Source organism: Rhizobacter sp. Root404 (assembly GCF_001425865.1).
GTDB lineage: Bacteria > Pseudomonadota > Gammaproteobacteria > Burkholderiales > Burkholderiaceae_C > LMDS01.
In genome coordinates this window covers 515,401-540,212 of the sequence record NZ_LMDS01000005.1, presented here as the reverse complement: position 1 = coordinate 540,212, position 24,812 = coordinate 515,401, and the positions used below count along the sequence as shown (strand labels likewise).

Sequence of the window (24,812 nt, the reverse complement as noted above, 5' to 3'; positions counted from 1 at the left end):
GTGTAGCGGCCACGTTGCTTCCTCGATTCGATCGGACACGGCAAGGCCGCGCAAAGCGCGGCCTTCGAGGGTTAGTCGTTTACTTCGCGGCGACGGTCTTGCCCGAAGCGTCCTTGATGCTGTCGGCCCAGAGCTTGCGCACCAGCACCTTGACGGAATCAGGCATCGGCACGTAGTCGAGGTCGGCGGCCATCTTGTCGCCGTCGGCGTAGGCCCAGCTGAAGAACTTGAGCGCGTTGGTGGCGTTGACCGGCTTGTCCTGCACCTTGTGCATCATGATGAACGTGGCGGCAGTGATCGGCCACGAGTCCTTGCCCGGCTGCCCGGTCAGCACCTGGTAGAACGACTTGTTCCAGTCGGCGTTGGCGGCAGCGGCCTTGAAGGTGTCGTCGTCGGGCGCCACGAACGCGCCGGACTGGTTCTGCAGCAGCGTGAACGCCATCTTGTTTTGCTTCGCGTACGCGTATTCGACGTAGCCGATCGAGTTCGGCAGGCGCTGCACGAACGCCGAGACGCCCTCGTTGCCCTTGCCGCCGGCGCCCGTCGGCCAGTTCACGGCCGTGCCTTCACCGACCTTGGTCTTCCACTCGGCGTTGACCTTGGACAGGTAATTCGTGAAGTTGAAGGTGGTGCCCGAGCCATCGGCGCGACGCACCGGCGCGATCGCGGCGTCCGGCAGCGCCACACCGGCGTTCAGCGCGGTGATGGCCGGGTCGTTCCACTTGGTGATCTTGCCGAGATAGATGTCGCCCAGCACCTGGCCGTTGAGCTTCAACTGGCCCGGGGCGATGCCCTTGATGTTGACGACCGGCACGACGCCGCCGATGACCATCGGGAACTGGATCAGGCCGTCCTTGGCCAGTTCCTCGTCCTTCAGGGGTGCGTCCGACGCACCGAAGTCGACCGTCTTGGCGACGATCTGCTTCATGCCGGCGCCGGAGCCGACCGACTGGTAGTTGATGCGCGCACCGGTGGCCTTGTTGTAGGCATCGGCCCACTTGGCATACACCGGCGCCGGGAACGACGCGCCGGCCCCGGTCACGTCTTGCGCAAAGACCGCGGAACTGGCGACGCCGAACGCGGCGATCAGGAGGGAAGTACGAATCTTGGAGAGCTTCACGGGCACACCTTTCTGCGGTGATGGATCGATGCCGTGAACTCTATGAGCGCCGTGTGACAGCTCTGTGACAGTGCCGCGAAGCGCCTGTCACAAACGTCCTTTACCGGGCGTCGCCGCGTTTTTTAGGGTCAGCGCAGGGTGTCGGCAATGCGCTCGGCGCTTCGTTGCGCGACTGCGGCGTCGCGTGCCTCGACCATCACACGGACCAGCGGCTCGGTGCCGGACGGCCGGATCAGCACGCGCCCGGCGTTGCCGAGCTCGCCGCTGACGGCAGCCTGCGCCCGGGCCAGGCGCGGGTTCGAGGCCCAGTCGGTGCCCGGCTGCAGCCGGACATTGATCAAGGTCTGCGGGAACAACGTGACGTCGGCCAGCAGTTCGGCCAGCGAGCGGCCACTGCGAGACACCGCCTGCAACACCATCAGCGCGCTGACGATGCCGTCACCGGTCGTGTGCTTGTCGAGCGCCAGCAAGTGGCCCGAGCCCTCGCCACCGAGCTGCCAGCCGCGCGCCACCAGTTCCTCGAGCACGTAGCGGTCGCCGACCTTGGCGCGGACGAAGGCCACGCCGCGTTCGCGCAGCGCCACCTCGACCGCCATGTTGGTCATCAGCGTGCCGACGGCGCCGGGCACCGGCAGGTGCTGGGCCAGGCGGTCGGTCACCATCAGATACAACAGCTCGTCGCCGTTGTAGAGGCGGCCGGCCCGATCCACCAGCTGGAGCCGGTCGGCATCGCCATCGAGCGCCACGCCGTAGTCGGCCCCTTGCGCCTGGACCGCCGCGACCAGCGCCGCCGGGGAAGTGGCGCCGAAGCCGGCGTTGATGTTGGTGCCGTTCGGGCTGCAGCCGATCGCGACGACTTCGGCGCCGAGCTCGTGAAAGACGTCCGGCGCGACGTGATAGGCCGCACCGTTGGCCGCGTCGACGACGATCTTCAGACCCTTCAGCGACAGTTCACTGCTGAACGTGCCCTTGCAGAATTCGATGTAGCGGCCGCGCGCGTCGTCGATTCGCCTGGCCTTGCCGAGGTTCGCCGAATCGACCCATTGCGGCGGCTGTTCCAGTGCCGATTCGACCTGCTGCTCCCACGCGTCCGGCAGCTTCTCGCCGCGGGCCGAGAAGAACTTGATGCCGTTGTCGCCGAACGGGTTGTGCGACGCACTGATCACCACGCCGAGGCTCAGGCGCAGTGCGCGCGTCATGTAGGCGATGCCCGGCGTGGGCAGCGGGCCGGTCAGCAGCACGTCGACGCCGGCCGAGGCGAAGCCGGCTTCGAGCGCCGATTCGATCATGTAGCCGGAGATGCGCGTGTCCTTGCCGATCAGCACGGTCGGCCGCGCCTCGCTGGCCTTCAGCACGCGGCCGACCGCGTGGCCCAGGCGCAGCATGAAGTCGGGCGTGATGGGCGCCTGGCCGACCGTGCCACGGATGCCGTCGGTGCCGAAGAATGCTCTGCTCGTCATGAATCTGCCTGCTCTTGTCTCGCTCCCGGAGCGCGGATTATCCGCGCGCCAGGCCGGCGGCCCGCCAGACCTTCAGCGCATCGACGGTGGCCGCCACGTCGTGCACGCGCACGATCGCCGCACCCGACTCCACCGCCGCCAGCGCCGCGACGACGCTCGCCGTCACGCGCTGGTCCACGTCACGCCCGGTGATCGCGCCCAGCGTCGACTTGCGCGACCACCCGACCAGCAGCGGCCGGCCGAGGGCCAGCAGTTCGCGCTGTCGCCGAAGCAGGTCGAGGTTGTGCGCGACGCTCTTGCCGAAGCCGATGCCGGGATCCAGCGTGATGCGTTCGGCGGCGATGCCGCGCCCCCGAAGCGCCGCCATGCGCTCGCGCAGGAAGGCCGCAACCTCCTCGACCACGTCGGCGTACTGCGGTCGGAGTTGCATCGACTCGGGCGTACCGCGCATGTGCATCAGGCAGACGCCGCAGTCCGAGTGCGCGGCGACTGCGTCGAGCGCGCCCGGCGCCTGCAGGGCGTTGATGTCGTTGATGATGTCGGCGCCGCGGGCCAGCACCGCGGCCATCACCGCGGCCTTGCTGGTGTCGACCGAGACGGGGCAGCCGAGCGTGAGTGCAGCGTCGAGCACCGGCAGCACGCGCGCCAGTTCCTCGTCCACCGAGACCGGGTGCGAGCCCGGCCGCGTCGACTCGCCGCCGATGTCCAGGACGTCCGCCCCTTCGTCGAGCAATTGCCGGCAATGCGCGATCGCCGCTGCCGTGCTGGCATGCGCGCCGCCGTCGGAAAAGGAATCGGGCGTCACGTTGACGATGCCCATGACCTGCGGGCGCGCCAGGTCGATGCGGTAGCGGGTGGTCTGCCAGAACGTCATCGCCGGTCGATCCTGATTCATCATGAGAAACGGGGCCGAAGCCCCGTGTCTGGTAGTCGCGTTCGCCGATCAGGCCGTGGCGGTCGCCGTGCCCGGCGCCGCCGGCGGTTGCGTCGGCGGCACCGTCTTGCTCATCGACGGCGTCCAGTCCTTCGGCGGGCGCGGCGGGCGGCCCTCCATGATGTCGTCGATCTGCTCGGTGTCGATCGTCTCGTACTCGAGCAGCGCGTTCGCCATCGCGTGCATCTTGTCCTTGTTGTCTTCGATCAGCTTGCGCGCGACGCCGTACTGCTCGTCGATGATGCGGCGGATCTCGCGGTCCACGGCCTGCATCGTCTGCTCGCTCATCGTCGTGGTCTTGGTGACCGAACGGCCCAGGAACACCTCGCCCTCGTTCTCGGCGTAGACCATCGTGCCCAGCGCGTCGGTCATGCCGTAGCGGGTGACCATGTCGCGGGCGATGTGGGTGGCGCGCTCGAAGTCGTTGCTGGCACCGGTGGTCATCTCGCCCATGAACACCTCTTCGGCGATGCGGCCGCCGAACAGGATCGCGATCGTGCTGAGCATGCGGATCTTGTCGGTGCTGTAGCGGTCGCCTTCGGGCAACTGCATCGTCACGCCCAACGCCCGGCCGCGCGGGATCACGGTGACCTTGTGCACCGGATCGGCCTTCGGCATCAGGCGCGCCACCAGCGCGTGGCCCGACTCGTGGTACGCGGTGTTCTTGCGCTCCTCCTCGGCCATGATCATGGACTTGCGCTCCGGCCCCATCATGATCTTGTCCTTGGCCTTCTCGAAGTCGTTCATCTCGACGACGCGGCCGCTGCGGCGCGCTGCGAACAGCGCGGCCTCGTTGACCAGGTTGGCCAGATCGGCACCCGAGAAGCCCGGCGTGCCGCGCGCGAGGATATCGGCGCGGATGTCCTGACCGACCGGCACCTTGCGCATGTGCACGTTGAGGATCTGCTCGCGGCCGCGCACGTCGGGCAGCGTCACGTAGACCTGTCGGTCGAAGCGGCCCGGGCGCAGCAGCGCCGGGTCGAGGATGTCCGGCCGGTTGGTCGCGGCCATCACGATCACGCCGAGGTTGGTCTCGAAGCCGTCCATCTCGACCAGCATCTGGTTCAGCGTCTGCTCGCGTTCGTCGTTGCCGCCGCCCAAGCCGGCACCGCGGTGGCGACCCACAGCGTCGATTTCGTCGACGAAGATGATGCAGGGGGCGCTCTTCTTGGCCTGCTCGAACATGTCGCGAACGCGCGCCGCGCCGACGCCGACGAACATCTCGACGAAGTCGGAACCCGAGATCGAGAAGAACGGCACCTTGGCTTCACCTGCGATCGCCTTGGCGAGCAGCGTCTTGCCGGTCCCCGGAGGGCCGACCAGCAGCACGCCGCGCGGGATGCGCCCGCCGAGCTTCTGGAACTTCTGCGGGTCCTTCAGGAAGTCGACCAGTTCCTTGACTTCTTCCTTGGCCTCGTCGCAACCGGCGACGTCGGCGAAGGTGGTCGTGTTGTTGGCCTCGTCCAGCATGCGGGCCTTGCTCTTGCCGAAGCTGAACGCCCCGCCCTTGCCGCCGCCCTGCATCTGGCGCATGAAGTAGATCCACACGCCGATCAGCAGCAGGATCGGGCCCCACGACGCGAGGATGCCCAGCAGAAGCGACGGTTCTTCGCGCTGCTTGACGTCGAACTTGACGTTGTTGTTGATCAGGTCGCCGACCAGGCCGCGATCGAGTTGCGTGGCGGTGGTGCGGACGTCCTTGTCGTCGGTGGTCTTGGCGCGGATCTCGGTGCTGCCGCCGCCCACGTCCTGCAGGACGACGCTCTTGATGTGCTTGGCGCGGACCTCCTCGAGGAACTCCGAGTAGCCCATCGCGCTGCCCTGGGCCGCGGTTCGATCGAACTGCTTGAACACCGTGAACAGCACGAGTGCGATGACCAACCAGACCGCAACTTTAGAGAACCATTGATTGTTCACCGCGACTCCATTTTCGGGGCATGACCACAGAGGCAGGGCTCCGCGAGCCGCCATTCCAGCCATTTGTGGACGATTTTAGTCCAGTCAAGGGCCGCAGCCCGACTCATTCTCCCCGGCTGGCGGGCGTGTATCAGGCTGTTCGCCGGGCGGACCTCACCCCTTGGCGTCCATATCGGCCTTCGGAAATCGACCTTGAGCCAGCACCTTGAGCCCGATTCCGACCAGGAAGGTCTCCGAGGACTTGTCACGCGATGCCTTCGGCTTGACCGGCTTGACGATCCGGAACGTGCTCTTGAACAACCGGACCAGGTCGTTGTAGCCGCTGCCGTGGAACACCTTGCAGACCAGCGCGCCCTGCGGCGTCAGATGGGCCTGGGCGAACTCGACCGCGAGCTCGACCAGGTGGGAGATGCGGGCGGAGTCGGCACTTTCGATGCCGGAGAGATTGGGCGCCATGTCGGAGACGACCACGTCGACCGGCCGACCGCCGACCAGCGCCTCGAGCTGCGCCAGAACCTCGTCCTCGCGGATGTCGCCCTGCAGGAACGTGACGCCCTCGATCGGCTCCATCGGCAGCACGTCCATCGCGATGATCGTGCCGTTCAATGCACCGGCGGCCGCGCCACCGGCGCCGACCTCCTTCGGCGCGAATCGCCGCCGCACGTACTGGCTCCAGGCACCCGGCACCGAGCCGAGGTCGACCACCAGTTGCCCCGGCTTGATCAGGTGCATCTCCTCGTCGATCTCCTTCAGCTTGTACGCCGCGCGGGCGCGGTAGCCCTCGCGCTGCGCCAGCTTGACGTAGGTGTCATTCACGTGGTCGTGCAACCACTGCTTGTTCACCTTCTTGCTTTTGGTCTGGGTTTTCATCTGGAAGAGATAATAGGACGATGACTGCGATCCAACTGACACCCGCCCAGCGCAAGGACCACCGCGCCGCTGCCCATCACCTCGACCCGGTGGTGATGATCGGTTCCGACGGGCTGACGCCGGCGGTCGAGAAGGAAGTGGACGCGGCCCTGAACGCCCACGGCCTGATCAAGGTGCGGGTGTTCTCCGACGAACGCGCGACGCGCGAAACCATTTTCACGACGCTGGCCGACGTGCTCGGCGCGGCGCCGATCCAGCACATCGGCAAACTGCTGGTGCTGTGGCGGCCGATGCCGCCGAAGGAGAAGGTCGAGCGCGAGGGCCGCGGCGCCGGTCCGCGGGTCGTCAAGATCCTGAAGTTCTCGAAGAGCGGCAACCACCGCGCCCAGGTCAAGAAGATCACCGTGGCCGGCAACATGCGGATCGCCGCCGGCGGCGAGCTGAAGCGCGCGGCCAAGCGCAAGACCAGCGTCAAGAAGTCGTCGCAGTCGTCCTGAGCAGGCGCCACGCCAGCGCCAGCACCAGCAGCCCCTTCAGGGCGAAGAAGCCGGCCGAGATGCCGTGCAGCGCGCCGAACGACAGGCTGCCCTGCCCGGCCCGCGCTGCGTCCATCATGGGCAGCAGCGCGAAGTGCCCGGCGACGGTGCAGAACAGCGTGCCCAGCAGCAGCATCAGGTTGGCGGTGAACAGCGAGGGCTGCCCGGCCACGCCGGGCTCGCCGGTGCGCCGGCTGCGCTCGAGGACCAGCAGCACGACCGCCAGCGCCAGGCTCAGGTAGGCCTCCTGCTCGAACAGGCGCCCGACGAACCGCCCCGCATCCGGCCGCGCCAGCACGGCGAAGGCCGACGGTGCGGCGATCGCGGCGATGCACACCAGGATGCCGGCCCAGACGCCGGCGATCAGCGCCGCGAACCGAGCCGCCAAACGCATCAGGCGTAGCGCACGGCGATGATTTCGTAGTGCCGCACGCCGCCCGGCGCCTGCACCTCGGCCACGTCGCCCGAGGACTTGCCGATCAGCGCGCGCGCGATCGGCGAGCTGATCGAGATCAGTCCCTTCTTCAGGTCGGCCTCGTCGTCGCCGACGATCTGGTAGGTCACGGCGGCGCCGCTGTCCTCGTCCTCGAGGTCGACGGTCGCGCCGAACACCACGCGCCCTTCGGCGTTCAGCGTCTTCGGGTCGATGATCTGCGCGGCCGCAAGCTTGCTCTCGATCTCGAGAATCCGGCCCTCGATGAAGCCCTGCTTGTCCTTGGCGGCCTCGTACTCGGCGTTTTCGGACAGATCGCCCTGGGCGCGCGCCTCGGAGATGGCCTGGATGACGGCGTGACGCTCGACGCCTTTCAGGCGCGCGAGTTCTTCCTTGAGCTTTTCGGCACCGCGAACGGTCAGCGGAATGGTGGCCATGATGTATCGAAACCCTGGGGCAAAAATGAGTCCGCCGCCGGGCGCACCGGCGGCGGAATGGATAAACGCCAGTTTAGTGCAGTTCGCGGTGCAGCTCTTGGAGAGACAACACGACCAGGTCGTCTTCGTGCTTCATGCCTTCCACCGCGGCCTCGCAGCCGGCCATGCTGGTGTAGTAGGTGATGCGGTTGGCCAGCGCCGCCTGGCGGATGTGGCGCGAATCGGCGATCGCGGTGCGGGTCTCGTCCACGGTCGTGAAGACCAGCTGGATCTCGCCGGCCTTGACCATGTCGACGATGTGCGGGCGGCCGTCCTTGACCTTGTTGACCGCCTTGACCGGTACCCCTTCCGCGGCAATCGCCGCGGCCGTGCCCTTGGTCGCGACGATCGCGAAACCCAGTGCGTGCAAGTCGCGTGCGACGACGACCGCGCGCGCCTTGTCGCTGTTCTTCACGGTGATGCAGACGGTGCCCCTGGTCGGCAGTTTCGACCCCGCGCCGAGCTGGCTCTTCAGCATCGCTTCGCCGAACGTGCGCCCGGCCCCCATGACCTCGCCGGTCGAGCGCATCTCGGGCCCGAGGATCGGGTCGACGCCGGGGAACTTGTTGAACGGGAACACCGCTTCCTTGACCGAGAAGTACGGCGGGATCACCTCGCGCGGCGCCTTGCCGTCCTTGTCCTGCTGGCTCGCCAGGCTCTGCCCGACCATGCAGCGCGCCGCGATCTTCGCCAGCGGCTGGCCGGTCGCCTTGGACACGAACGGCACGGTGCGCGAGGCGCGCGGGTTCACTTCGAGCACGTAGACGACGGCGTCGTCGCCCTCGCCCTGGATCGCGAACTGCACGTTCATCAGGCCGACGACGCGCAACGCCTTCGCCATCGCGATGGTCTGGCGGCGCATCTCGTCCTGCAGCGCCTTCGGCAGCGAGTACGGCGGCAGCGAACAGGCCGAGTCGCCGGAGTGGATGCCGGCCTGCTCGACGTGCTCCATGATCCCGCCGATCATCACCTCGGTGCCGTCGCTGATGCAGTCGACATCGACCTCGATCGCATCGTCGAGGAAGCGGTCCAGCAGCACCGGCGATTTCTCGCTGACGCGCACCGCCTCGCGCATGTAGCGCTCCAGATCCTTGTCGCCATGCACGATCTCCATCGCGCGACCGCCGAGCACGTAGCTCGGCCGCACGACCAGCGGGTAGCCGATCTCCTGAGCCAGCGCGAGCGCGGCCTCCTCGGTGCGCGCGGTGCGGTTGGGCGGCTGCTTCAGGCCGATCTCGTGCAGCAGCGCCTGGAAGCGCTCGCGGTCCTCGGCGATGTCGATGCTGTCGGGCGTGGTGCCGACGATGGGTACGCCGGCACGCTCCAGGTCGAGCGCGAGCTTCAGCGGCGTCTGGCCGCCGTACTGCACGATCACGCCGACCGGCTTTTCCTTGTCGACGATCTCCAGCACGTCTTCCAGCGTGACCGGCTCGAAGTACAGGCGGTCCGAGGTATCGTAGTCGGTCGACACGGTCTCGGGGTTGCAGTTGACCATGATGGTCTCGTAGCCGTCCTCGCGCATCGCGAGGGCGGCGTGCACGCAGCAATAGTCGAACTCGATGCCCTGGCCAATACGGTTCGGGCCGCCACCGAGCACCATGATCTTCTTGCGGTCGGTCGGCGCAGCCTCGCATTCCTCGTCGTAGGTCGAGTACATGTAGGCCGTCTGCGTCGCGAACTCGGCGGCGCAGGTGTCGACGCGCTTGTAGACCGGCCGCACGTTCAGCGCGTGGCGGGTCTTGCGCACTTCATGCTGGTGGGTGCCGAGCAGCTTGGCGAGGCGGCGGTCGGAGAAGCCCTTCTGCTTCAGGAAACGCAATTCGTCGGTCGACAGGTCGGCCAGCGTGCGTCCGGCGAGCGCCTGCTCGTGCTGCACGAGTTGCTCGATCTGCGCGAGGAACCACGGGTCGATCGCCGTCTCCTCGAACACTTCCTGCAGACTCATGCCGATCCGGAAGGCGTCGCCGACGTACAGGATGCGCTCGGGGCCGGCCTCGCCGATCTCCTGGACGATCTCCTCGCGGTCGGTGCTGCGTTCGCTCAGGCCGTCGATGCCGGTCTCCAGGCCGCGCAGCGCCTTCTGGAAGCTTTCCTGGAAGGTGCGGCCCATCGCCATCACCTCGCCGACCGACTTCATCTGCGTGGTCAGCTTGGAGTCAGCAGCCGGGAACTTCTCGAACGCGAAGCGCGGAATCTTCGTGACCACATAGTCGATCGACGGCTCGAACGACGCGGGTGTCGCGCCACCGGTGATGTCGTTGCGCAGCTCGTCGAGCGTGTAGCCGACCGCCAGCTTGGCCGCGACCTTGGCGATCGGAAAGCCGGTCGCCTTCGAGGCCAGGGCCGAGGAGCGCGAGACGCGCGGGTTCATCTCGATCACGACCATCCGGCCGTCCTTCGGGTTGATCGAGAACTGCACGTTCGAGCCACCGGTGTCGACGCCGATCTCGCGCAGGATCGCGATCGAGGCGTTGCGCAGCAGCTGGTATTCCTTGTCGGAGAGCGTCTGCGCCGGCGCCACCGTGATCGAGTCGCCGGTGTGGATGCCCATCGGGTCGAGGTTCTCGATCGAGCAGACGATGATGCAGTTGTCCGCCTTGTCGCGGACGACTTCCATCTCGTACTCTTTCCAGCCGATCAGCGATTCCTCGATCAGGAGCTCCTTGGTCGGCGAGAGGTCGAGGCCGCGCTTGCAGATCTCCTCGAACTCCTGCGGGTTGTAGGCGATGCCGCCGCCCGATCCGCCGAGCGTGAAGCTCGGGCGGATCACCATCGGGAACCCGTTGCCGCCGGTCTCGATCGCGATGCGCTTCTGCACCGCGAGCGCGTCGTCCATCGAGTGCGCGATGCCGGAGCGCGCCGAGCCCAGGCCGATGCCGGTCATCGCGTCCTTGAACTTAAGCCGGTCCTCGGCCTTCTCGATCGCATGCTCGTTGGCGCCGATCATCTCGACGCCGTACTTCGCCAGCACGCCGTGCTTGTGCAGGTCGAGCGCGCAGTTCAGCGCGGTCTGGCCGCCCATGGTCGGCAGCACCGCGTCCGGGCGCTCCTTGGCGATGATCTTCTCGACGACCTGCCAGGTGATCGGCTCGATGTAGGTGACGTCGGCCATCTCCGGGTCGGTCATGATCGTCGCCGGGTTGCTGTTGACGAGGACGACTTTGTAGCCCTCTTCGCGCAGCGCCTTGCACGCCTGCGCGCCGGAGTAGTCGAACTCGCAGGCCTGGCCGATGATGATCGGACCGGCGCCGATGATGAGGATGGTTTTCAGGTCGGTGCGCTTAGGCATTCTTCTTCTCCGCTTGCTTGTCGGCCTTCGCCTGGGTCATCAGCGCCGTGAAGCGGTCGAACAGGTAGGAAATGTCGTGCGGGCCGGGCGAGGCTTCCGGGTGTCCCTGGAAGCAGAACGCCGGCTTGTCGGTGCGCATCAGGCCCTGCAACGTGCCGTCGAACAGCGAGACGTGCGTCGGCCGCAGGGTGGCGGGCAGCGTGCTCTCGTCGACCGCGAAGCCGTGGTTCTGGCTGGTGATGCTGACGCGGCCATCGTCCAGGTCCTTCACCGGGTGGTTCGCGCCGTGGTGGCCGAACTTCATCTTGAAGGTCTTCGCACCCGAGGCCAGCGCCATGATCTGGTGGCCCAGGCAGATGCCGAAGGTCGGGATGCCGGTCTCGATCAGCTCGCGGGTCGCCGCGATCGCGTAGTCGCAGGGCTCCGGGTCGCCGGGGCCGTTGCTCAGGAAGATGCCGTCCGGCTTCATCGCGAGCACGGCGGCGGCGGGCGTTTGCGCCGGCACCACGGTGACGCGGCAGCCGCGGCTCGCCAGCATGCGCAGGATGTTGCGCTTGACGCCGTAGTCGTAGGCGACGACGTGGAATTGCGGCGACTTCAGCGCGCCGTAGCCGGCGCCCAGCCGCCACTCGGTCTCGGTCCATTCGTAGGCCGCGGTTTCGCTGACCACCTTGGCCAGATCGAGCCCGCTCATGCTGGGCGCTGCCTTCGCCCTCGCGATCGCGTCGTCGACATGGGCCGGGGTGATCGCCTCGCCGAGCGGCAGCGCGAAGATGCACCCGTTCTGCGCGCCGCGGGTGCGCAGCACGCGCGTGAGGCGGCGGGTGTCGATGTTCGCGATCGCCACGGTGCCTTCGCGCTGGAGGTACTGCGCCAGCGTCATGTCGCTGCGGAAGTTCGACGCCCGCAGCGGCAGGTCCTTGATGATCAAGCCCGCTGCGAAGACCTTCTTGGCCTCGACATCCTCCGCGCTGATGCCGTAGTTGCCGATGTGCGGGTAGGTCAGCGTGACGATCTGGCGGCAGTAGCTCGGGTCGGTCAGGATTTCCTGGTAGCCGCTCATCGCGGTGTTGAACACCACTTCGCCGACCGTGTGGCCGGTGGCGCCGATCGAGATGCCGCGGAACACCGTGCCGTCTGCGAGTGCCAGGACGGCCTGGGCTTGGGGGAACAGCAGTTGCGCGGGCACCGGATTCTCCGTTCTGTGCGCGCCCAGCTCTGCCTTCCGAGCCGGGCTCGTCAAGCGTGGAACAGTCGAGAAAACCGCAGGAGTTTTCGTTGGCGAGTGCCGGTGCAATTCCTGAGGAACACCTCTGGGAACCGGTTTTCGCTGGGCGGGTGGGTTAAGGGTAAACCTTCGAATTATAGACCACGCGCCTCGATCGTCCGGGTCCGTCGCGCCCGCCCCGTAGACTCGCCGGGTGGATCGAACCGAACCTCTCGCCGCTGCGGATCCGACCGGCCTCACCGTCTCGCCGAGCCACGTGCTGCCGCTGTTGGTCGTGGCCTTCGCCGCCGCGAGTTTCGTCAGCATGGACAGCGTGATCAAGCTGCTCGCGGCCCGCTACGACACCCTCCAACTGAGCTTCTTCCGCTTCGCCGGCGGCTGCGCGTTCGCGGTACCGCTATGGCTGTGGCGACGCACGCCGCTGCCGTCGCGCCCCACCTGGCGCCTGCACGCGCTGCGCAGCGTCTGCCTGCTGTTCTCGCTGGTCGGCTACTTCCACGCGCTGACGCAGTTGCCGCTCGCGCTGGCGGTGACCATCTCGTACCTGGCGCCAATTTTTGTCGCGGTGCTGTCGGTCCCGGTGCTGAAGGAGCGGCCGTCGAGCGCGATCTGGCTGGCCCTGACCGCCGGGCTCGCCGGCGTCAGCGTCTCGGTCTGGCCGGAACTGGCGGCCGGACTCGGCGCCGTCTCGGGCGCGCGCCTGATCGGGATGGCGAGCGCCGCCGCCGCGGCGCTGTCGTTCGCGGGCGTGCTGCTGCTGGCGCGGCGCATGGCCAACCGCGACTCGATCTGGACGATCCTGCTGGTCCAGAGCCTGCTGCCGCTGCTGCTGCTCGCCCTGCCCGCCGCCGTGACCTGGAAACCAGTGCCCGCTGGCGACATCGCGCTCATCCTGCTGGCCGGCGGCCTGGGCACGCTCGGTCTGCTGTGCATCACCTGGGCGTTCACGAAGCTCGAGGCGAGCCGCCTGGCGCCGATGGAATACACCAGCTTTGTCTGGGCCGCACTGCTGGGCTATCTGCTGTTCGGCGAGTTGCCGACGACGACGACAGCCGTCTCAGCGACGCTGATCATCGGCGGCTGCCTGCTGCTGTTGCGCAAATAGCAGCGCTCAGAGCCCGAGCGCAGCGATGCCGGCTTTGCAGACCTGCGCATCCTCGGTCGACTTGACGCCGCTGACGCCGATCGCCCCGATGCAGTGGCCGTCCGCCATGATCGGCACGCCGCCCTCCAGCAGGCCCTCGACCGCCGGCACGCTCAGGAACGAGGTGCGGCCCTGGTTGATCATGTCTTCGTAGACCTTGGTCTCGCGCCGGCCCATCGCCGCGGTGCGGGCCTTGGCCGGGGCGATGTGGGCCGACACCGGCGCTGCGCCGTCCAGGCGCTGCAGCCACAGCAGGTGGCCCCCGTCGTCGACGATCGCGATCGTCACCGCCCATTTGTTGGCTTGGGCCTCGGCTTCCGCGGCGGCTGCGATGCGCTTGAGATCGTCGAGGGAAAGGATCGGCTTGCTGTTCATGGTGGGCTTGAAAGATGGTGGAACCGGGCGCAACTGTAGCCGGCGCATCGCGCCGCGGCGGTGCGGGCCAATTTGCCACGGACCCTAAGGGCATGCGCCACGCTGTAACTGCGGAACTAGAATCGATCGAACGGGTCACAGCCCGGGTTACCCACAAGGAGGCTTCATGAATCAACCCCTGCAAACCACTGGCTTCACCGGCTACACCGGCCCGGTGACGTCCGAGGAGCAGCGCAACCGCGTGTTGCGCAACACCTACTGGTTGCTGGCGCTGTCGATGATCCCCACGGTGCTCGGCGCCTGGATCGGCGTGACGACCGGCTTCACCCGCGCCATGGGCCCGGGCATGAGCGCCATCGTGTTCCTGGTCGGCGCGTTCGGATTCATCTTCGCGATCGAGAAGACCAAGAACTCGGGCGCCGGCGTGCCGGTGCTGCTCGGCTTCACGTTCTTCATGGGGCTGATGCTCTCGCGCCTGATCGGCCTGGTGCTCGGCATGAGCAATGGCGCCGGGTTGATCATGACGGCCTTCTCGGGGACCGCGGTGATCTTCCTCGGCATGGCCACGCTGTCGAGCGTGATCAAGCGGGACCTGTCCTCGATGGGCAAGTTCCTGTTCATCGGCGTGATCATGCTGCTGGTGGCGGGCATCGCGAACATCTTCCTGCAGTCGAGCGCGCTGATGGTCACGCTGTCGGTTGTCGCGATCGGCATCTTCAGTGCCTTCATCATCTATGACCTGAAGCGCGTGCGCGACGGCGAGGAAACCAACTACATCAGCGCCACGTTGTCGGTCTACCTCGACCTGTACAACATCTTCCAGTCGCTGCTGTCGATCCTCGGCATCTTCGGCGGCAACCGCGACTGACGCGGTTCGAATCGAATCGAACGGGGCCTGCGGGCCCCGTTTCTCATGCGCGCTCGAATACCGCCATGCTCTCGACGTGGGCGGTGTGCGGGAACATGTTCACCGCCCCCGCCAGCGCGCAGCGGTAGCCGGCCTGGTGCACCAGCAAGCCGGCGTCGCGCGCCAGCGTCGCCGGATTGCAGCTGACGTAGACGATCCGGCGCGGGGGCGTGTAGCCGGGGGCGAGCGCGGCGTCGGCATGCAGGTCGGCCAGCGCTTTCGCGAGCGCGAAAGCGCCTTCGCGCGGCGGGTCGACCAGCCACTTGTCCGCCGTGCCGTACGCCGCCAGGTCGGCCGGTGTCAGCTCGAACAGGTTGCGGGCCGCGAAGCTGGTGGTCCCGGCCAGACCATTGACGAGGGCGTTCTCGCGCGAGCGCTGCACCAGCGTCTCGCTGCCTTCGATGCCGAGCACCTCGCGGGCACCGCGTGCGATCGGCAGCGTGAAGTTGCCCAGGCCGCAGAACCAGTCGATCACCCGCTCGTCGGCGTGCGCATCGAGCAGGCGCAGTGCGCGCGTCACCAGTACGCGGTTGATGTGCGGATTGACCTGGGTGAAGTCGGTCGGCTTGAACGGCATCGTGATGCCGAACTCGGGCAACGCGTAGGCCAGCTCGGGCCCGCCGTCGTCGAGACGCCGCACCGTGTCCGGCCCTTTGGGCTGCAGCCACCACTGGACGGCGTGTTCGGTGCCGAAGGCACGCAGGCGGGCGAGATCGCCCTCGGTCAGCGGCTCGAGGTGGCGCAGCACCAGGGCGGTCACGTCATCCCCGACTGCCAGTTCGATCTGCGGCAGGCGATCACGCTGGTCCATGCCGGCGACCAGCGCGCGCAACGGCATCAGCAGCGCACTGACGTGCGGCGGCAGCACCGCGCAGCTTTCCATGTCGGCCACGAAGCTGGACTTGCGCTCGTGGAAGCCGACCAGCACCTTGTCCTTCTTGGCGACATACCGCACCGACAGCCGCGCCCGGTAACGGTAGCCCCACGCCGGCCCTTCGATCGGCCGCAGCATCCGCTCGGCCTTGACCTTGCCGAGGTGCCACAGCGCGTCTTCCAGCGCGCGCTGCTTGGTCGCGACCTGCGCGCCGATGTGGAAATGCTGCATCTTGCAGCCGCCGCAGGTGCCGAAGTGCGGGCAGCGCGGCCGCACGCGCTGCGAACTCTCGTGGCGCAGCGCGGTCATCGTCGCCTGCTCCCAGTTGTTCTTGCGGCGGTTGACGTTGACCTGCACCTGCTCGCCGGGCAGCGCGTCCTCGATGAACACGACCTTGCCTTCGAGGTTGTGGGCCACGCCCTGGGCGTCCAGGTCGAGCGATTCGACGGTCAGCCACTCGTCGGTCTGTTGAATCTTCGGGGTTCTCATCGGCCGGCATTATCCGGGCCGCTGCTACACTGGCTGCCGTCAGGAGAGAGCAACCCCGGTTGCCGCCGAAGGCGCAGAGCGAAGTTGGAAACATCGCGCTCGAACGCTCAGGCAAAAGGACTGACAAGCGCTTCAGTCGAAGCGTTCCTCGCTGGAGAGAGGCCCGCCCCGAGCGGGCCCACCGAAGGGGCAAGCGGCGCATCCGCAAGGGCGTGTCGCCAATCTCTCAGGTAAAGCGGACAGCCAGGGCAAGCCGGTGCGATCATGTCGCGTCGGTCCAAAAGACTTGCCCTCGGAGACTGTCATGTCCAACGCGCTTTCCACGACCCCGCTGCACGCGCTGCACCTCGAACTCGGCGCCAAGATGGTGCCTTTCGCCGGCTACGACATGCCGGTCTCGTACCCCGCCGGTATCCTGGCCGAGCACCGCCACTGCCGCGAGTCGGCCGCGCTGTTCGACGTCTCGCACATGGGGCAGCTGCGCCTGATCGGCGACGACGCGGCCCGTGCGCTCGAATCGCTGGTGCCGATGGACGTGATCGATCTCGGCATCGGCAAGCAGCGCTACGCGTTCTTCACCAACAGCGCCGGTGGCCTCCTCGACGACCTGATGATCACCCGCCGCGACGGTGACCTGTTCCTCGTCGTCAACGCGGCCTGCAAGGCCGCCGACATCGCGCACCTGGTGACGAACATCGGCCACCGTTGCACCGTGCAGCCGCTGCCCGACCGGGCGCTGCTGGCGCTGCAGGGACCGAAGGCGGTCCAGGCGCTGACGCGGCTGAACGCCGAAGTCGCGGCCCTCACCTTCATGACCGGCCGCCACGCCGCGCTGGCAGGCGCCGACTGCTTCGTCACCCGCTCGGGCTACACCGGCGAGGACGGCTTCGAGATCTCGGTTCCGGGCGACCAGGCCGAGGCACTCGCCCGCGCGCTCCTCGACCTGCCCGAGGTGAAGCCGGCGGGCCTCGGCGCCCGCGACACCCTGCGCCTCGAAGCCGGCCTGTGCCTGTACGGCCACGACATCAACGAGACCACCACGCCGGTCGAGGCCGGCCTGACCTGGGCGATCCAGAAAATTCGGCGCGCGGGCGGTGCGCGCCACGGCGGCTACCCGGGCGCGACGGCGATCGACGCGCAACTCGCGGCCGGCGCCAGCACCAAGCGCGTCGGCCTGGTCGGCCTGGAGCGCGTACCGGTGCGCGAAGGCGCCCTGATCGTCGACGCGCACGGCCGCAAGCTCGGCCACGTCACCAGCGGCACGCTGGCGCCGACAGTCAACGAGCCGATCGCGATGGCCTACCTCGCCGCCAACCACGCACTGCCGCATCACGAGGTCTACGCCGAGGTCCGCGGCAAGCGCCAGCCGATGCGCGTGAGTGCGATGCCGTTCACGCCGCACCGCTACTTCCGCGGCTGACCCAGCCCCCTGCCCAATTCCCACCGTCACGACCCACAGGAGCACCCCATGACGACGATGTACACCAACGACCACGAGTGGATCAACATCGAGGATCACGAAGCCGCCACCGTCGGCATCACCCACCACGCACAGGACGCGCTGGGTGACGTGGTGTTCGTCGATCTGCCGGCCGTCGGCAGCACGTTCAAGAAGGGCGATGTCGCCGGTGTCGTCGAGTCGGTCAAGGCCGCGGCGGACCTGTACATGCCGGTCAGCGGCGACGTGGTCGAGGTCAACGAGGCCCTGCGCGCCGACCCGTCGCTCGCCAACACCGACCCGCTGGGCAACGGCTGGTTCTTCAAGGTCCACGTGGCCGACATGGCCGAGTTCGAGCAGTTGCTCGACGCCCCCGCCTACGACCTGCTCGTCAAGAACAGCTGAACCGACCCAAGAAGGCCCCGCGATGTTGATGTCTGCCACCAAGCCCCTGCGCGAGCTCGAGAACGCGTCGGAATTCGTCGCCCGCCACATCGGCATCGAGGCCGACGACGAACGCCACATGCTCTCGGTGATCGGCGCCGCGTCGCGGCGCGCGCTGATCGAGGCGATCGTGCCGCGCGGCATCGTGCGCGGCGCGCCGATGGCGCTGCCCGAGCCCCTGACCGAGGCGCAGGCGCTGGCCGAGCTGAAGGCGATCGCGGGCCAGAACCGGCTGCTGAAGAGCTTCATCGGCCAGGGCTACCATGGCACCCACACGCCGGGCGTCATCTTGCGCAACATCCTCGAGAACCCCGCCTGGTACACGGCCTACACGCCGTACCAGGCCGAGATCTCGCAGGGGCGCATGGAAGCGCTCGTCAACTTCCAGACCCTGGTCTGCGACCTGACCGGCATGGCAATCGCCGGCTCGTCGATGCTCGACGAGGCCACGGCCGCGGCCGAGGCGATGACGCTGGCGATGCGCGTCGGCAAGTCGAAGTCGACGACCCTGTTCGTCGCCGACGACGTGCTGCCGCAGACGCTCGAGGTCATCCGCACGCGCGCCACGCCGATCGGAGTCGAGGTGGTCGTCGGCGCCGCCGAGGACGCGGCGCACGCGCAGGCGTTTGCCGTGCTGCTGCAATATCCGGGCGTGGACGGCGTCGTGCGCGAGCTGAAGCCGATCATCGACGCCGTGCACGCCCGCGGGGGCCTTGCGATCGTCGCCGCCGATCTGCTGGCGCTGACGCTGCTTGCTGCGCCCGGTGAGATAGGCGCCGACATCGTCGTCGGCAACACCCAGCGCTTCGGCATGCCGATGGGCAACGGCGGACCCCACGCAGCCTACCTCGCCACGCGCGACGAGTTCAAGCGCTCGATGCCCGGTCGCCTGGTCGGCGTCAGCATCGACGCACACGGCGCACCGGCCTACCGCCTCGCGCTGCAGACCCGCGAGCAGCACATCCGCCGCGAGAAGGCGACGTCGAACATCTGCACCGCCCAAGTGCTGCCAGCGGTGGTCGCGAGCATGTACGCGGTCTACCACGGGCCCGACGGACTGAAACGCATCGCCCGCCGGGTCGCGAGCTACACCGCGATCCTGGCCGCAGGGCTCAAGGACATGGGCCGCACGCTGCTCAGCGAGTCCGCCTTCGACACGCTCGCCGTCAACACCGGCGATCACACCGACGCGCTGCTGCAGGCCGCGCGCGATGCCGGCTTCAACCTGCGCCGGAGCTCGGCCTGCAGCATCGGCATCACCCTCAACGAGACCACCACGCGCGACGACATCACCGCGCTGTGGTCGCTCTTCGCGGTCGGCCACCGGCTGCCCGAGTTCGAGCCGTTCGAGAAAGGCGTCGCTTCGCTGATCCCGCCGGCGCTGCAACGCGCCAGCGCCTTCATGACCCACCCGGTGTTCAACCGCCACCACAGCGAGACCGAGATGCTGCGCTACATCCGCAGCCTGTCCGACAAGGACCTCGCGCTCGACCGCTCGATGATCCCGCTCGGCTCCTGCACGATGAAGCTGAACGCGACCAGCGAGATGATCCCGATCACCTGGCCCGAGTTCGCCAACATCCACCCGTTCGCGCCGCAGGACCAGCTGGCCGGCTACGAACAGCTGCGCGTGCAGCTCGAGGACTGGCTGTGCCAGGCCACCGGCTACAGCGGCGTCAGCCTGCAACCGAACGCGGGCTCGCAGGGCGAGTACGCGGGGCTGCTGGTCATCCGCGCGTTCCACGCGGCGCGCAACGAGGCCCACCGCACGATCTGCCTCATTCCCGAATCGGCGCACGGCACCAACCCGGCCAGCGCACAGATGGCGGGCCTGCAGGTGGTCGTCACGAAGTGCGATGCCGACGGCAACATCGACCTGGCCGACCTGCGCGCGAAGTGCGAGCAGCACAGCGCGAAGCTGGCCTGCATCATGATCACCTACCCGTCCACCTACGGCGTGTTCGACACGCACGTGAAGGAAATCTGCGCGCTGGTGCACCGGCACGGCGGCCGGGTGTACGTGGACGGTGCGAACATGAACGCGCTGGTCGGCGTGGCTGCGCCCGGCGAGTTCGGCGGCGACGTCAGCCACCTGAACCTGCACAAGACCTTCTGCATCCCGCACGGCGGCGGCGGGCCCGGCGTGGGGCCGACCTGCGTGGTGGCCGATCTGGTGCCCTACCTGCCGGCGCATCGCGCCGCGGGCATCGGCACCGATGCACAGGTCGGTGCGGTCTCGGCCGCCCCGCTCGGCAACGCCGCGGTGCTGCCGATCAGCTGGATGTACATGCGGATGATGGGCAGCGAGGGGCTGACCGCCGCGACCGAGACGGCGATCCTGTCGGCCAACTACATCGCCGCGCGGCTGGCCGATCACTACGACATCCACTTCAGCGGCAACATCGACGGCATCAAGGGCGGCGGCGTCGCGCACGAGTGCATCCTCGACCTGCGCCCGTTGAAAGACGCCACGGGCGGTGCCAACGGCGTCAGCGCCGAAGACGTCGCCAAGCGCCTGATCGACTACGGCTTCCACGCGCCGACGCTGAGCTTCCCGGTCGCCGGCACGCTGATGGTCGAACCGACCGAGAGCGAATCGCTCGAGGAGCTGGACCGCTTCTGCGACGCCATGATCGCGATCCGCGGCGAGATCGCGAAGGTCGAGTCGGGCGCCTGGCCGCGCGACGACAACCCGCTGAAGGCGGCGCCGCACACCGCCGGCGCGCTGCTCAAGGCCGATTGGCCGCACGCGTACTCGCGCGAAGAGGCGGCCTACCCGCTCGCAAGCCTGCGCCGCAGCAAGTACTGGTCGCCGGTGGGCCGGGTCGACAACGTCTACGGCGACCGCAATCTGTTCTGCGCCTGCCCGCCGCTGTCCGCCTACGAAGACTGAAGACGCAGCGCCATGGCCGTCTCGGTCTTCGACCTGTTCAAGATCGGCATCGGCCCCAGCAGCTCGCACACGGTCGGGCCGATGCGCGCGGCCCGGCTGTTCGTCGCGCGGCTGCAGCACGACGGGCATCTCGACGCCACACGGCGCATCTGCGCACAGATGTACGGCTCGCTCGGCGCGACCGGCAAGGGTCACGGCACGGACAAGGCGGTGCTGCTCGGGTTGCTCGGACACGAGCCGGACACCGTCGATGTCGAGCGCATCGGCGCTGCGCTCAAGCAGGTGCGCGATTCGAAGCGCATTGCGCTGTTCGGGACGCACGAGGTGGCGTTCAACGAGAAGACCGATCTGGTGTTCTACCGGCGCGAGACGCTGCCGTTCCATGCCAACGGCATGCGCTTCACCGCCTCTGACGCCGATGGCGGCGAACTGCTGACGCGCGTCTACTACTCGGTCGGTGGCGGCTTCGTCGTCAGCGACGAGATCGCGCAGGACGGCAGCCGGCAGAAGACGATCGCGCCCGACACCACCGTGCTCGCCCATCCGTTCCACAGCGGCGCCGATCTGCTCGTGCTGGCGAAGCAGCACCGCTGCAGCATCGCCGAGCTGATGCGGCGCAATGAACGTCACTGGCGCACCGATGCCGAGATCGACGCCGGCCTGCTGAAGATCTGGGCCGTGATGCAGGCCTGCGTGGCGCGCGGCTGCCAGACCGATGGCGTGCTGCCCGGCGGCTTCAAGGTCAAGCGGCGCGCCGCCGACCTGCACCGCCAGCTGTGCGCCAACCCGGAGGCGGCGCTGCGCGATCCCTTGCAGGTGCTCGACTGGGTCAACCTGTACGCGTTGGCCGTCAACGAGGAGAACGCCGCCGGCGGTCGCGTCGTCACCGCGCCGACCAACGGCGCCGCCGGCATCGTGCCGGCCGTGCTGCACTACTACGCGCGCTTCACCCCCGGCGCCAGCGACCGCGGCGTGATCGACTTCCTGCTGACCGCGGCGGCGATCGGCATGCTCTACAAGGAGAACGCGTCGATCTCCGGCGCCGAGGTCGGCTGCCAGGGCGAGGTCGGCGTCGCGTGCTCGATGGCCGCTGGCGCGCTGTGCGCGGTGCTCGGCGGCACGCCGGAGCAGGTCGAGAACGCAGCCGAAATCGGCATGGAGCACCATCTGGGCCTCACCTGCGATCCGGTCGGCGGGCTGGTGCAGATCCCCTGCATCGAGCGCAACGCCATCGCCTCGGTCAAGGCGATCAACGCCGCGCGCATGGCGCTGCGCGGCGACGGCACCCACCACGTCAGCCTCGACCAGGTCATCAAGACGATGCGCGAGACCGGCGCGGACATGATGACGAAGTACAAGGAAACCGCGCGCGGCGGCCTGGCGGTGAACATCGTCGAATGTTGATCGGCGCCCGTGGCGGTGCATCGCCGCTGGAACACCTTATGCATGCTGCACCTGCACATTTCAACCCGCTGCAGGAGCCGCCCCATGTTGGACAAGACGAGCACGACCTTCTCCCACGTCAAGCCGGCCGACACCGCGTGGCGCAGCGACGGGCTGCGGGACTTCTTCCTCTACAAGGACCTGGGGGTGGCGGACGCCACCCACGGCAAGGTCATCGCGCACCTGGTCAAGGCCAACATGGCACCTGAAAAGGGCACGGGCTGGCACCGCCATGAAGCGGACTTCCAGATTGTGATCATGACCAAAGGCTGGGCCAAGTTCATGTACGAGGACAAGGTGACCCTGGTCGAGGCCGGCGACTGCGTGCATCAACGCCCGGGCATCGCGCACTACCTGTTCGACTACTCGCCGGACATGGAGTACCTGGAGATCGTCGGCCCGGCCGACTTCAAGTCGATCGACGTGCCGGCCGTCTGCGACGTGCCGTCGCCCACGCCCTGGTGACCCGCTAGAAGTCCATGTCCAACTCTTCGATGTCGTCGGGCTCGAGCTTGGCGGCGGCGATCCACTCCTTCATCTCGGGCATCGCCATGATGGTCTGGCAGTACAGGATGCAGGGCTTGGTCAGCTTGACGTCGTAGGTCAGGAAGCGCGTGACGACGGGCGCGAACATCGCGTCGGCCATGCCGCGCTGCTTGCCGAACAGGTACGGCCCGCCGTAGGTGGCCAGGCACTCGGTCCAGATCTCGACGATGCGGTCGATGTCCGGCTGCGCGCCGGCCCACACCTTGTGACCCGGGAACCTGCCCTTCAGGTTCATCGGCAGCGACGCGCGCAGGTTCGCGAAACCCGAATTCATCTCGCCGCTGACCGAGCGGCAGTGCGCGCGGGCGATCCGGTCGGCCGGCATCAGCCCGGCGTCGGGCTTGATCTCGTTCAGGTACTGGGCGATCGCCAGCGTGTTCCAGACCTTGGCGCCATCGTGCGTCAGGCACGGCACGCGGATCGACGGCGCGAGCAGCAGCAGTTCCTTGCGGGCGTCGGCGTCGTCCGGCGAGACCATCACCTCGGTGAATTCCAGCCCGGCAAAGCGCGCCATCAGCCAGCCGCGCAGCGACCACGACGAGTAGTTCTTGCTGCTCAGCGTCAACGAGGCGGTCGGCGGCGCCTTGGCCCGTGCGGCGGGTTTGGCGGCGGGCTTGTTGGCCGCCACCTTGGACTTCGGCTTCGAGGGGGACGCTACGGGCATGGCGGGCTCTCCGGCGCTGGTGGGCCGTCAGCGGGTTGCAAGGGATGTGCCACGCTGGCGCAGGAGTTGCATTGACGCTCTCACAGAAGCGACCCGGAGAACGCATGATGTACCAGGCCTACCAGGCTCAGTCCGATCTGATGTGGCCGCTGCGCACCCTGGCCAAGCTGTCGGTACCGATGCTGCAGGACTCGACGTTCGGCTTCGCCGCGCAGTCGACGTCGCGCCAGATGGCCGCGGCGTGCCGCGTGCTCGAACTGGCCGAGGTCACCCACAAGCGGCCGCCCTGGCGCATCGACAGCGTGATGTCGAAGGGGGAGTCGGTGCCGGTGGTCGAGGAGGTGGTGGCGACCACCCCATTCGCCACGCTGCTGCGTTTTCGCAAGCCCGGCGCGGCATCGCAGCCGAAGGTGCTGGTCGTCGCGCCGATGAGCGGCCACTTCGCCACCCTGCTGCGCGACACCGTGCGCACGATGCTGCAGGACCACGACGTCTACGTCACCGACTGGCACAACGTGCGCGACGTCCCGCTTGCCGCCGGCCGCTTCGGGCTCGACGAATACACCCAGCACCTCATCGACTTCATCGCCGCGCTCGGCCCGAACGCGCACGTGCTCGCCGTCTGCCAGCCCACGGTCGCGGCGCTGTCGGCGGTCTCGATCATGTCGGAGGACCAGCATGCCGCGACACCGGCAAGCCTGACCCTGATGGCCGGCCCGATCGATTGCCGCATCAGCCCCACCGAGGTCAACAGGCTCGCGACGACCAAGCCGATCGCGTGGTTCGAGAAGAACCTGATCAGCACCGTGCCGTGGCGGCACGGTGGCGGCGGGCGGCGGGTGTATCCGGGCTTCGTGCAGCTGTCCGCGTTCATGAGCATGAACAAGGACCGGCACGTCAACGCGTTCAAGGAGTACTACAAGCACCTCGTTGACGACGAATTCGACAAGGCCGAGGTCACGCGCACCTTCTACGAGGAGTACATGGCGGTGGCCGATCTCTCGGCCGACTTCTACATCGAGACGGTCGACCTGGTGTTCCAGAAGTACGCGCTGCCGAAGGGCGAACTGACGTTCCGCGGGCGCACCGTGAACCCGGCCGCGATCCGCCGCACCGCGCTGGTCACGATCGAGGGCGAGCGCGACGACATCTGCGCGATCGGCCAGACCCTGGCCGCCCAGGATCTCGCGAGCAGCCTGCGGCCCTACATGCGCACCCACTACGTGCAGCCGAACGTCGGCCACTACGGCGTGTTCAGCGGCAAGCGCTGGCAGAACGCGATCTACCCCCTGGTGCGGGACGTGATCCACATCTCGCAGTAGGCCGCGCCGG

21 protein-coding genes and 2 riboswitches are annotated in these 24,812 nt (G+C 67.8%); of the genes, 9 read left to right on the top strand and 12 right to left on the bottom strand.

Features of this window, described 5'->3' with window-relative positions:
- Positions 1-79: 79 nt before the first annotated feature.
- The 5 genes from pstS to ASC76_RS16650 all read right to left on the bottom strand — a co-directional run bounded on the left by pstS (position 80) and on the right by ASC76_RS16650 (position 6,301).
- Positions 80-1,120, bottom strand: coding sequence for a phosphate ABC transporter substrate-binding protein PstS (gene pstS / locus ASC76_RS16670; protein ID WP_056468754.1), 1,041 nt, complete (start codon positions 1,118-1,120; stop codon positions 80-82).
- A gap of 128 nt (positions 1,121-1,248) precedes the next feature.
- Positions 1,249-2,580 (bottom strand): phosphoglucosamine mutase, encoded by a 1,332-nt coding sequence (gene glmM, locus ASC76_RS16665; RefSeq protein ID WP_056468750.1) that lies wholly within the window; start codon positions 2,578-2,580, stop codon positions 1,249-1,251.
- Positions 2,581-2,617: 37 nt separating this feature from the next.
- The gene (gene folP / locus ASC76_RS16660; protein ID WP_235580491.1) at positions 2,618-3,454 is read right to left on the bottom strand and encodes a dihydropteroate synthase; all 837 of its coding nucleotides are present in this window, start codon (positions 3,452-3,454) and stop codon (positions 2,618-2,620) included.
- Between the two features lie 69 nt (positions 3,455-3,523).
- Positions 3,524-5,431 carry an ATP-dependent zinc metalloprotease FtsH gene (gene ftsH, locus ASC76_RS16655; RefSeq protein ID WP_056468748.1) on the bottom strand — a complete coding sequence of 636 codons (1,908 nt, stop codon included), beginning with the start codon at positions 5,429-5,431 and terminating at the stop codon, positions 3,524-3,526.
- A gap of 153 nt (positions 5,432-5,584) precedes the next feature.
- Entirely contained in the window at positions 5,585-6,301 is a 717-nt protein-coding gene (locus ASC76_RS16650; protein WP_056468745.1) for an RlmE family RNA methyltransferase, read from the bottom strand.
- A gap of 20 nt (positions 6,302-6,321) precedes the next feature.
- Here ASC76_RS16650 and ASC76_RS16645 point away from each other — a divergent pair, with 20 nt between their 5' ends.
- Entirely contained in the window at positions 6,322-6,798 is a 477-nt protein-coding gene (locus ASC76_RS16645) for a YhbY family RNA-binding protein (RefSeq protein WP_056468742.1), read from the top strand.
- Here the strand turns inward: ASC76_RS16645 and ASC76_RS16640 are convergent.
- From ASC76_RS16640 to carA, 4 genes are all read right to left on the bottom strand, one after another.
- Positions 6,773-7,231, bottom strand: coding sequence for a DUF4149 domain-containing protein (locus ASC76_RS16640; protein ID WP_056468739.1), 459 nt, complete (start codon positions 7,229-7,231; stop codon positions 6,773-6,775). The two genes, ASC76_RS16645 and ASC76_RS16640, sit on opposite strands and share 26 nt — an antisense overlap.
- Entirely contained in the window at positions 7,231-7,707 is a 477-nt protein-coding gene (greA, locus tag ASC76_RS16635; RefSeq protein WP_056468736.1) for a transcription elongation factor GreA, read from the bottom strand. The genes ASC76_RS16640 and greA overlap by 1 nt, the downstream gene beginning before the upstream one ends.
- 73 nt (positions 7,708-7,780) lie before the next feature.
- Complete coding sequence (carB, locus tag ASC76_RS16630; RefSeq protein ID WP_056468733.1) at positions 7,781-11,035, bottom strand: carbamoyl-phosphate synthase large subunit; 3,255 nt, start codon at positions 11,033-11,035, stop codon at positions 7,781-7,783.
- Complete coding sequence (carA, locus tag ASC76_RS16625; protein ID WP_056470984.1) at positions 11,028-12,224, bottom strand: glutamine-hydrolyzing carbamoyl-phosphate synthase small subunit; 1,197 nt, start codon at positions 12,222-12,224, stop codon at positions 11,028-11,030. Before carA ends, carB begins: the two co-directional genes overlap by 8 nt.
- Before the next feature lie 232 nt (positions 12,225-12,456).
- Between carA and ASC76_RS16620 the strand changes: the two genes are divergently transcribed.
- Entirely contained in the window at positions 12,457-13,368 is a 912-nt protein-coding gene (locus tag ASC76_RS16620) for a DMT family transporter (RefSeq protein ID WP_056468730.1), read from the top strand.
- A gap of 6 nt (positions 13,369-13,374) precedes the next feature.
- On the opposite strand, the gene ASC76_RS16615 is transcribed toward ASC76_RS16620, so the two are convergent.
- Positions 13,375-13,782, bottom strand: a complete 408-nt coding sequence (locus ASC76_RS16615) for a heme-binding protein (RefSeq protein ID WP_056468727.1) — start codon at positions 13,780-13,782, stop codon at positions 13,375-13,377.
- Positions 13,783-13,948: 166 nt separating this feature from the next.
- Between ASC76_RS16615 and ASC76_RS16610 the strand changes: the two genes are divergently transcribed.
- On the top strand, positions 13,949-14,650 hold the full coding sequence (locus ASC76_RS16610) for a Bax inhibitor-1/YccA family protein (RefSeq protein WP_056468724.1): 702 nt from the start codon (positions 13,949-13,951) through the stop codon (positions 14,648-14,650).
- Positions 14,651-14,693: 43 nt separating this feature from the next.
- Here ASC76_RS16610 and rlmD read toward each other — a convergent pair whose 3' ends face one another.
- Positions 14,694-16,052, bottom strand: a complete 1,359-nt coding sequence (rlmD, locus tag ASC76_RS16605) for a 23S rRNA (uracil(1939)-C(5))-methyltransferase RlmD (RefSeq protein WP_056468721.1) — start codon at positions 16,050-16,052, stop codon at positions 14,694-14,696.
- A 30-nt stretch (positions 16,053-16,082) separates the two neighbouring features.
- Positions 16,083-16,185, top strand: a riboswitch (glycine riboswitch).
- 8 nt (positions 16,186-16,193) lie between these two features.
- A riboswitch (glycine riboswitch) is annotated at positions 16,194-16,305 on the top strand.
- 51 nt (positions 16,306-16,356) lie between these two features.
- Here rlmD and gcvT point away from each other — a divergent pair.
- The 5 genes from gcvT (at position 16,357) to ASC76_RS16580 (ending at position 22,735) form a co-directional block, all read left to right on the top strand.
- A complete protein-coding gene (gene gcvT, locus ASC76_RS16600) occupies positions 16,357-17,472 on the top strand; it encodes a glycine cleavage system aminomethyltransferase GcvT (protein WP_056468718.1) in 1,116 nt (371 codons plus the stop codon).
- A 48-nt stretch (positions 17,473-17,520) separates the two neighbouring features.
- Positions 17,521-17,895 (top strand): glycine cleavage system protein GcvH, encoded by a 375-nt coding sequence (gene gcvH, locus ASC76_RS16595; protein WP_056468714.1) that lies wholly within the window; start codon positions 17,521-17,523, stop codon positions 17,893-17,895.
- Positions 17,896-17,917: 22 nt separating this feature from the next.
- Positions 17,918-20,827 carry an aminomethyl-transferring glycine dehydrogenase gene (gene gcvP, locus ASC76_RS16590; RefSeq protein WP_056468711.1) on the top strand — a complete coding sequence of 970 codons (2,910 nt, stop codon included), beginning with the start codon at positions 17,918-17,920 and terminating at the stop codon, positions 20,825-20,827.
- Positions 20,828-20,839: 12 nt separating this feature from the next.
- Positions 20,840-22,231, top strand: coding sequence for an L-serine ammonia-lyase (locus ASC76_RS16585; protein ID WP_056468708.1), 1,392 nt, complete (start codon positions 20,840-20,842; stop codon positions 22,229-22,231).
- Between the two features lie 84 nt (positions 22,232-22,315).
- On the top strand, positions 22,316-22,735 hold the full coding sequence (locus ASC76_RS16580) for a cupin domain-containing protein (protein WP_056468703.1): 420 nt from the start codon (positions 22,316-22,318) through the stop codon (positions 22,733-22,735).
- A gap of 4 nt (positions 22,736-22,739) precedes the next feature.
- Here the strand turns inward: ASC76_RS16580 and ASC76_RS16575 are convergent, their stop codons facing one another.
- On the bottom strand, positions 22,740-23,480 hold the full coding sequence (locus tag ASC76_RS16575; protein WP_082549228.1) for a glutathione S-transferase family protein: 741 nt from the start codon (positions 23,478-23,480) through the stop codon (positions 22,740-22,742).
- A 104-nt stretch (positions 23,481-23,584) separates the two neighbouring features.
- Here ASC76_RS16575 and ASC76_RS16570 point away from each other — a divergent pair, with 104 nt between their 5' ends.
- Positions 23,585-24,802, top strand: coding sequence for a polyhydroxyalkanoate depolymerase (locus tag ASC76_RS16570; RefSeq protein ID WP_056468698.1), 1,218 nt, complete (start codon positions 23,585-23,587; stop codon positions 24,800-24,802).
- The last annotated feature ends 10 nt before the right edge of the window (positions 24,803-24,812 follow it).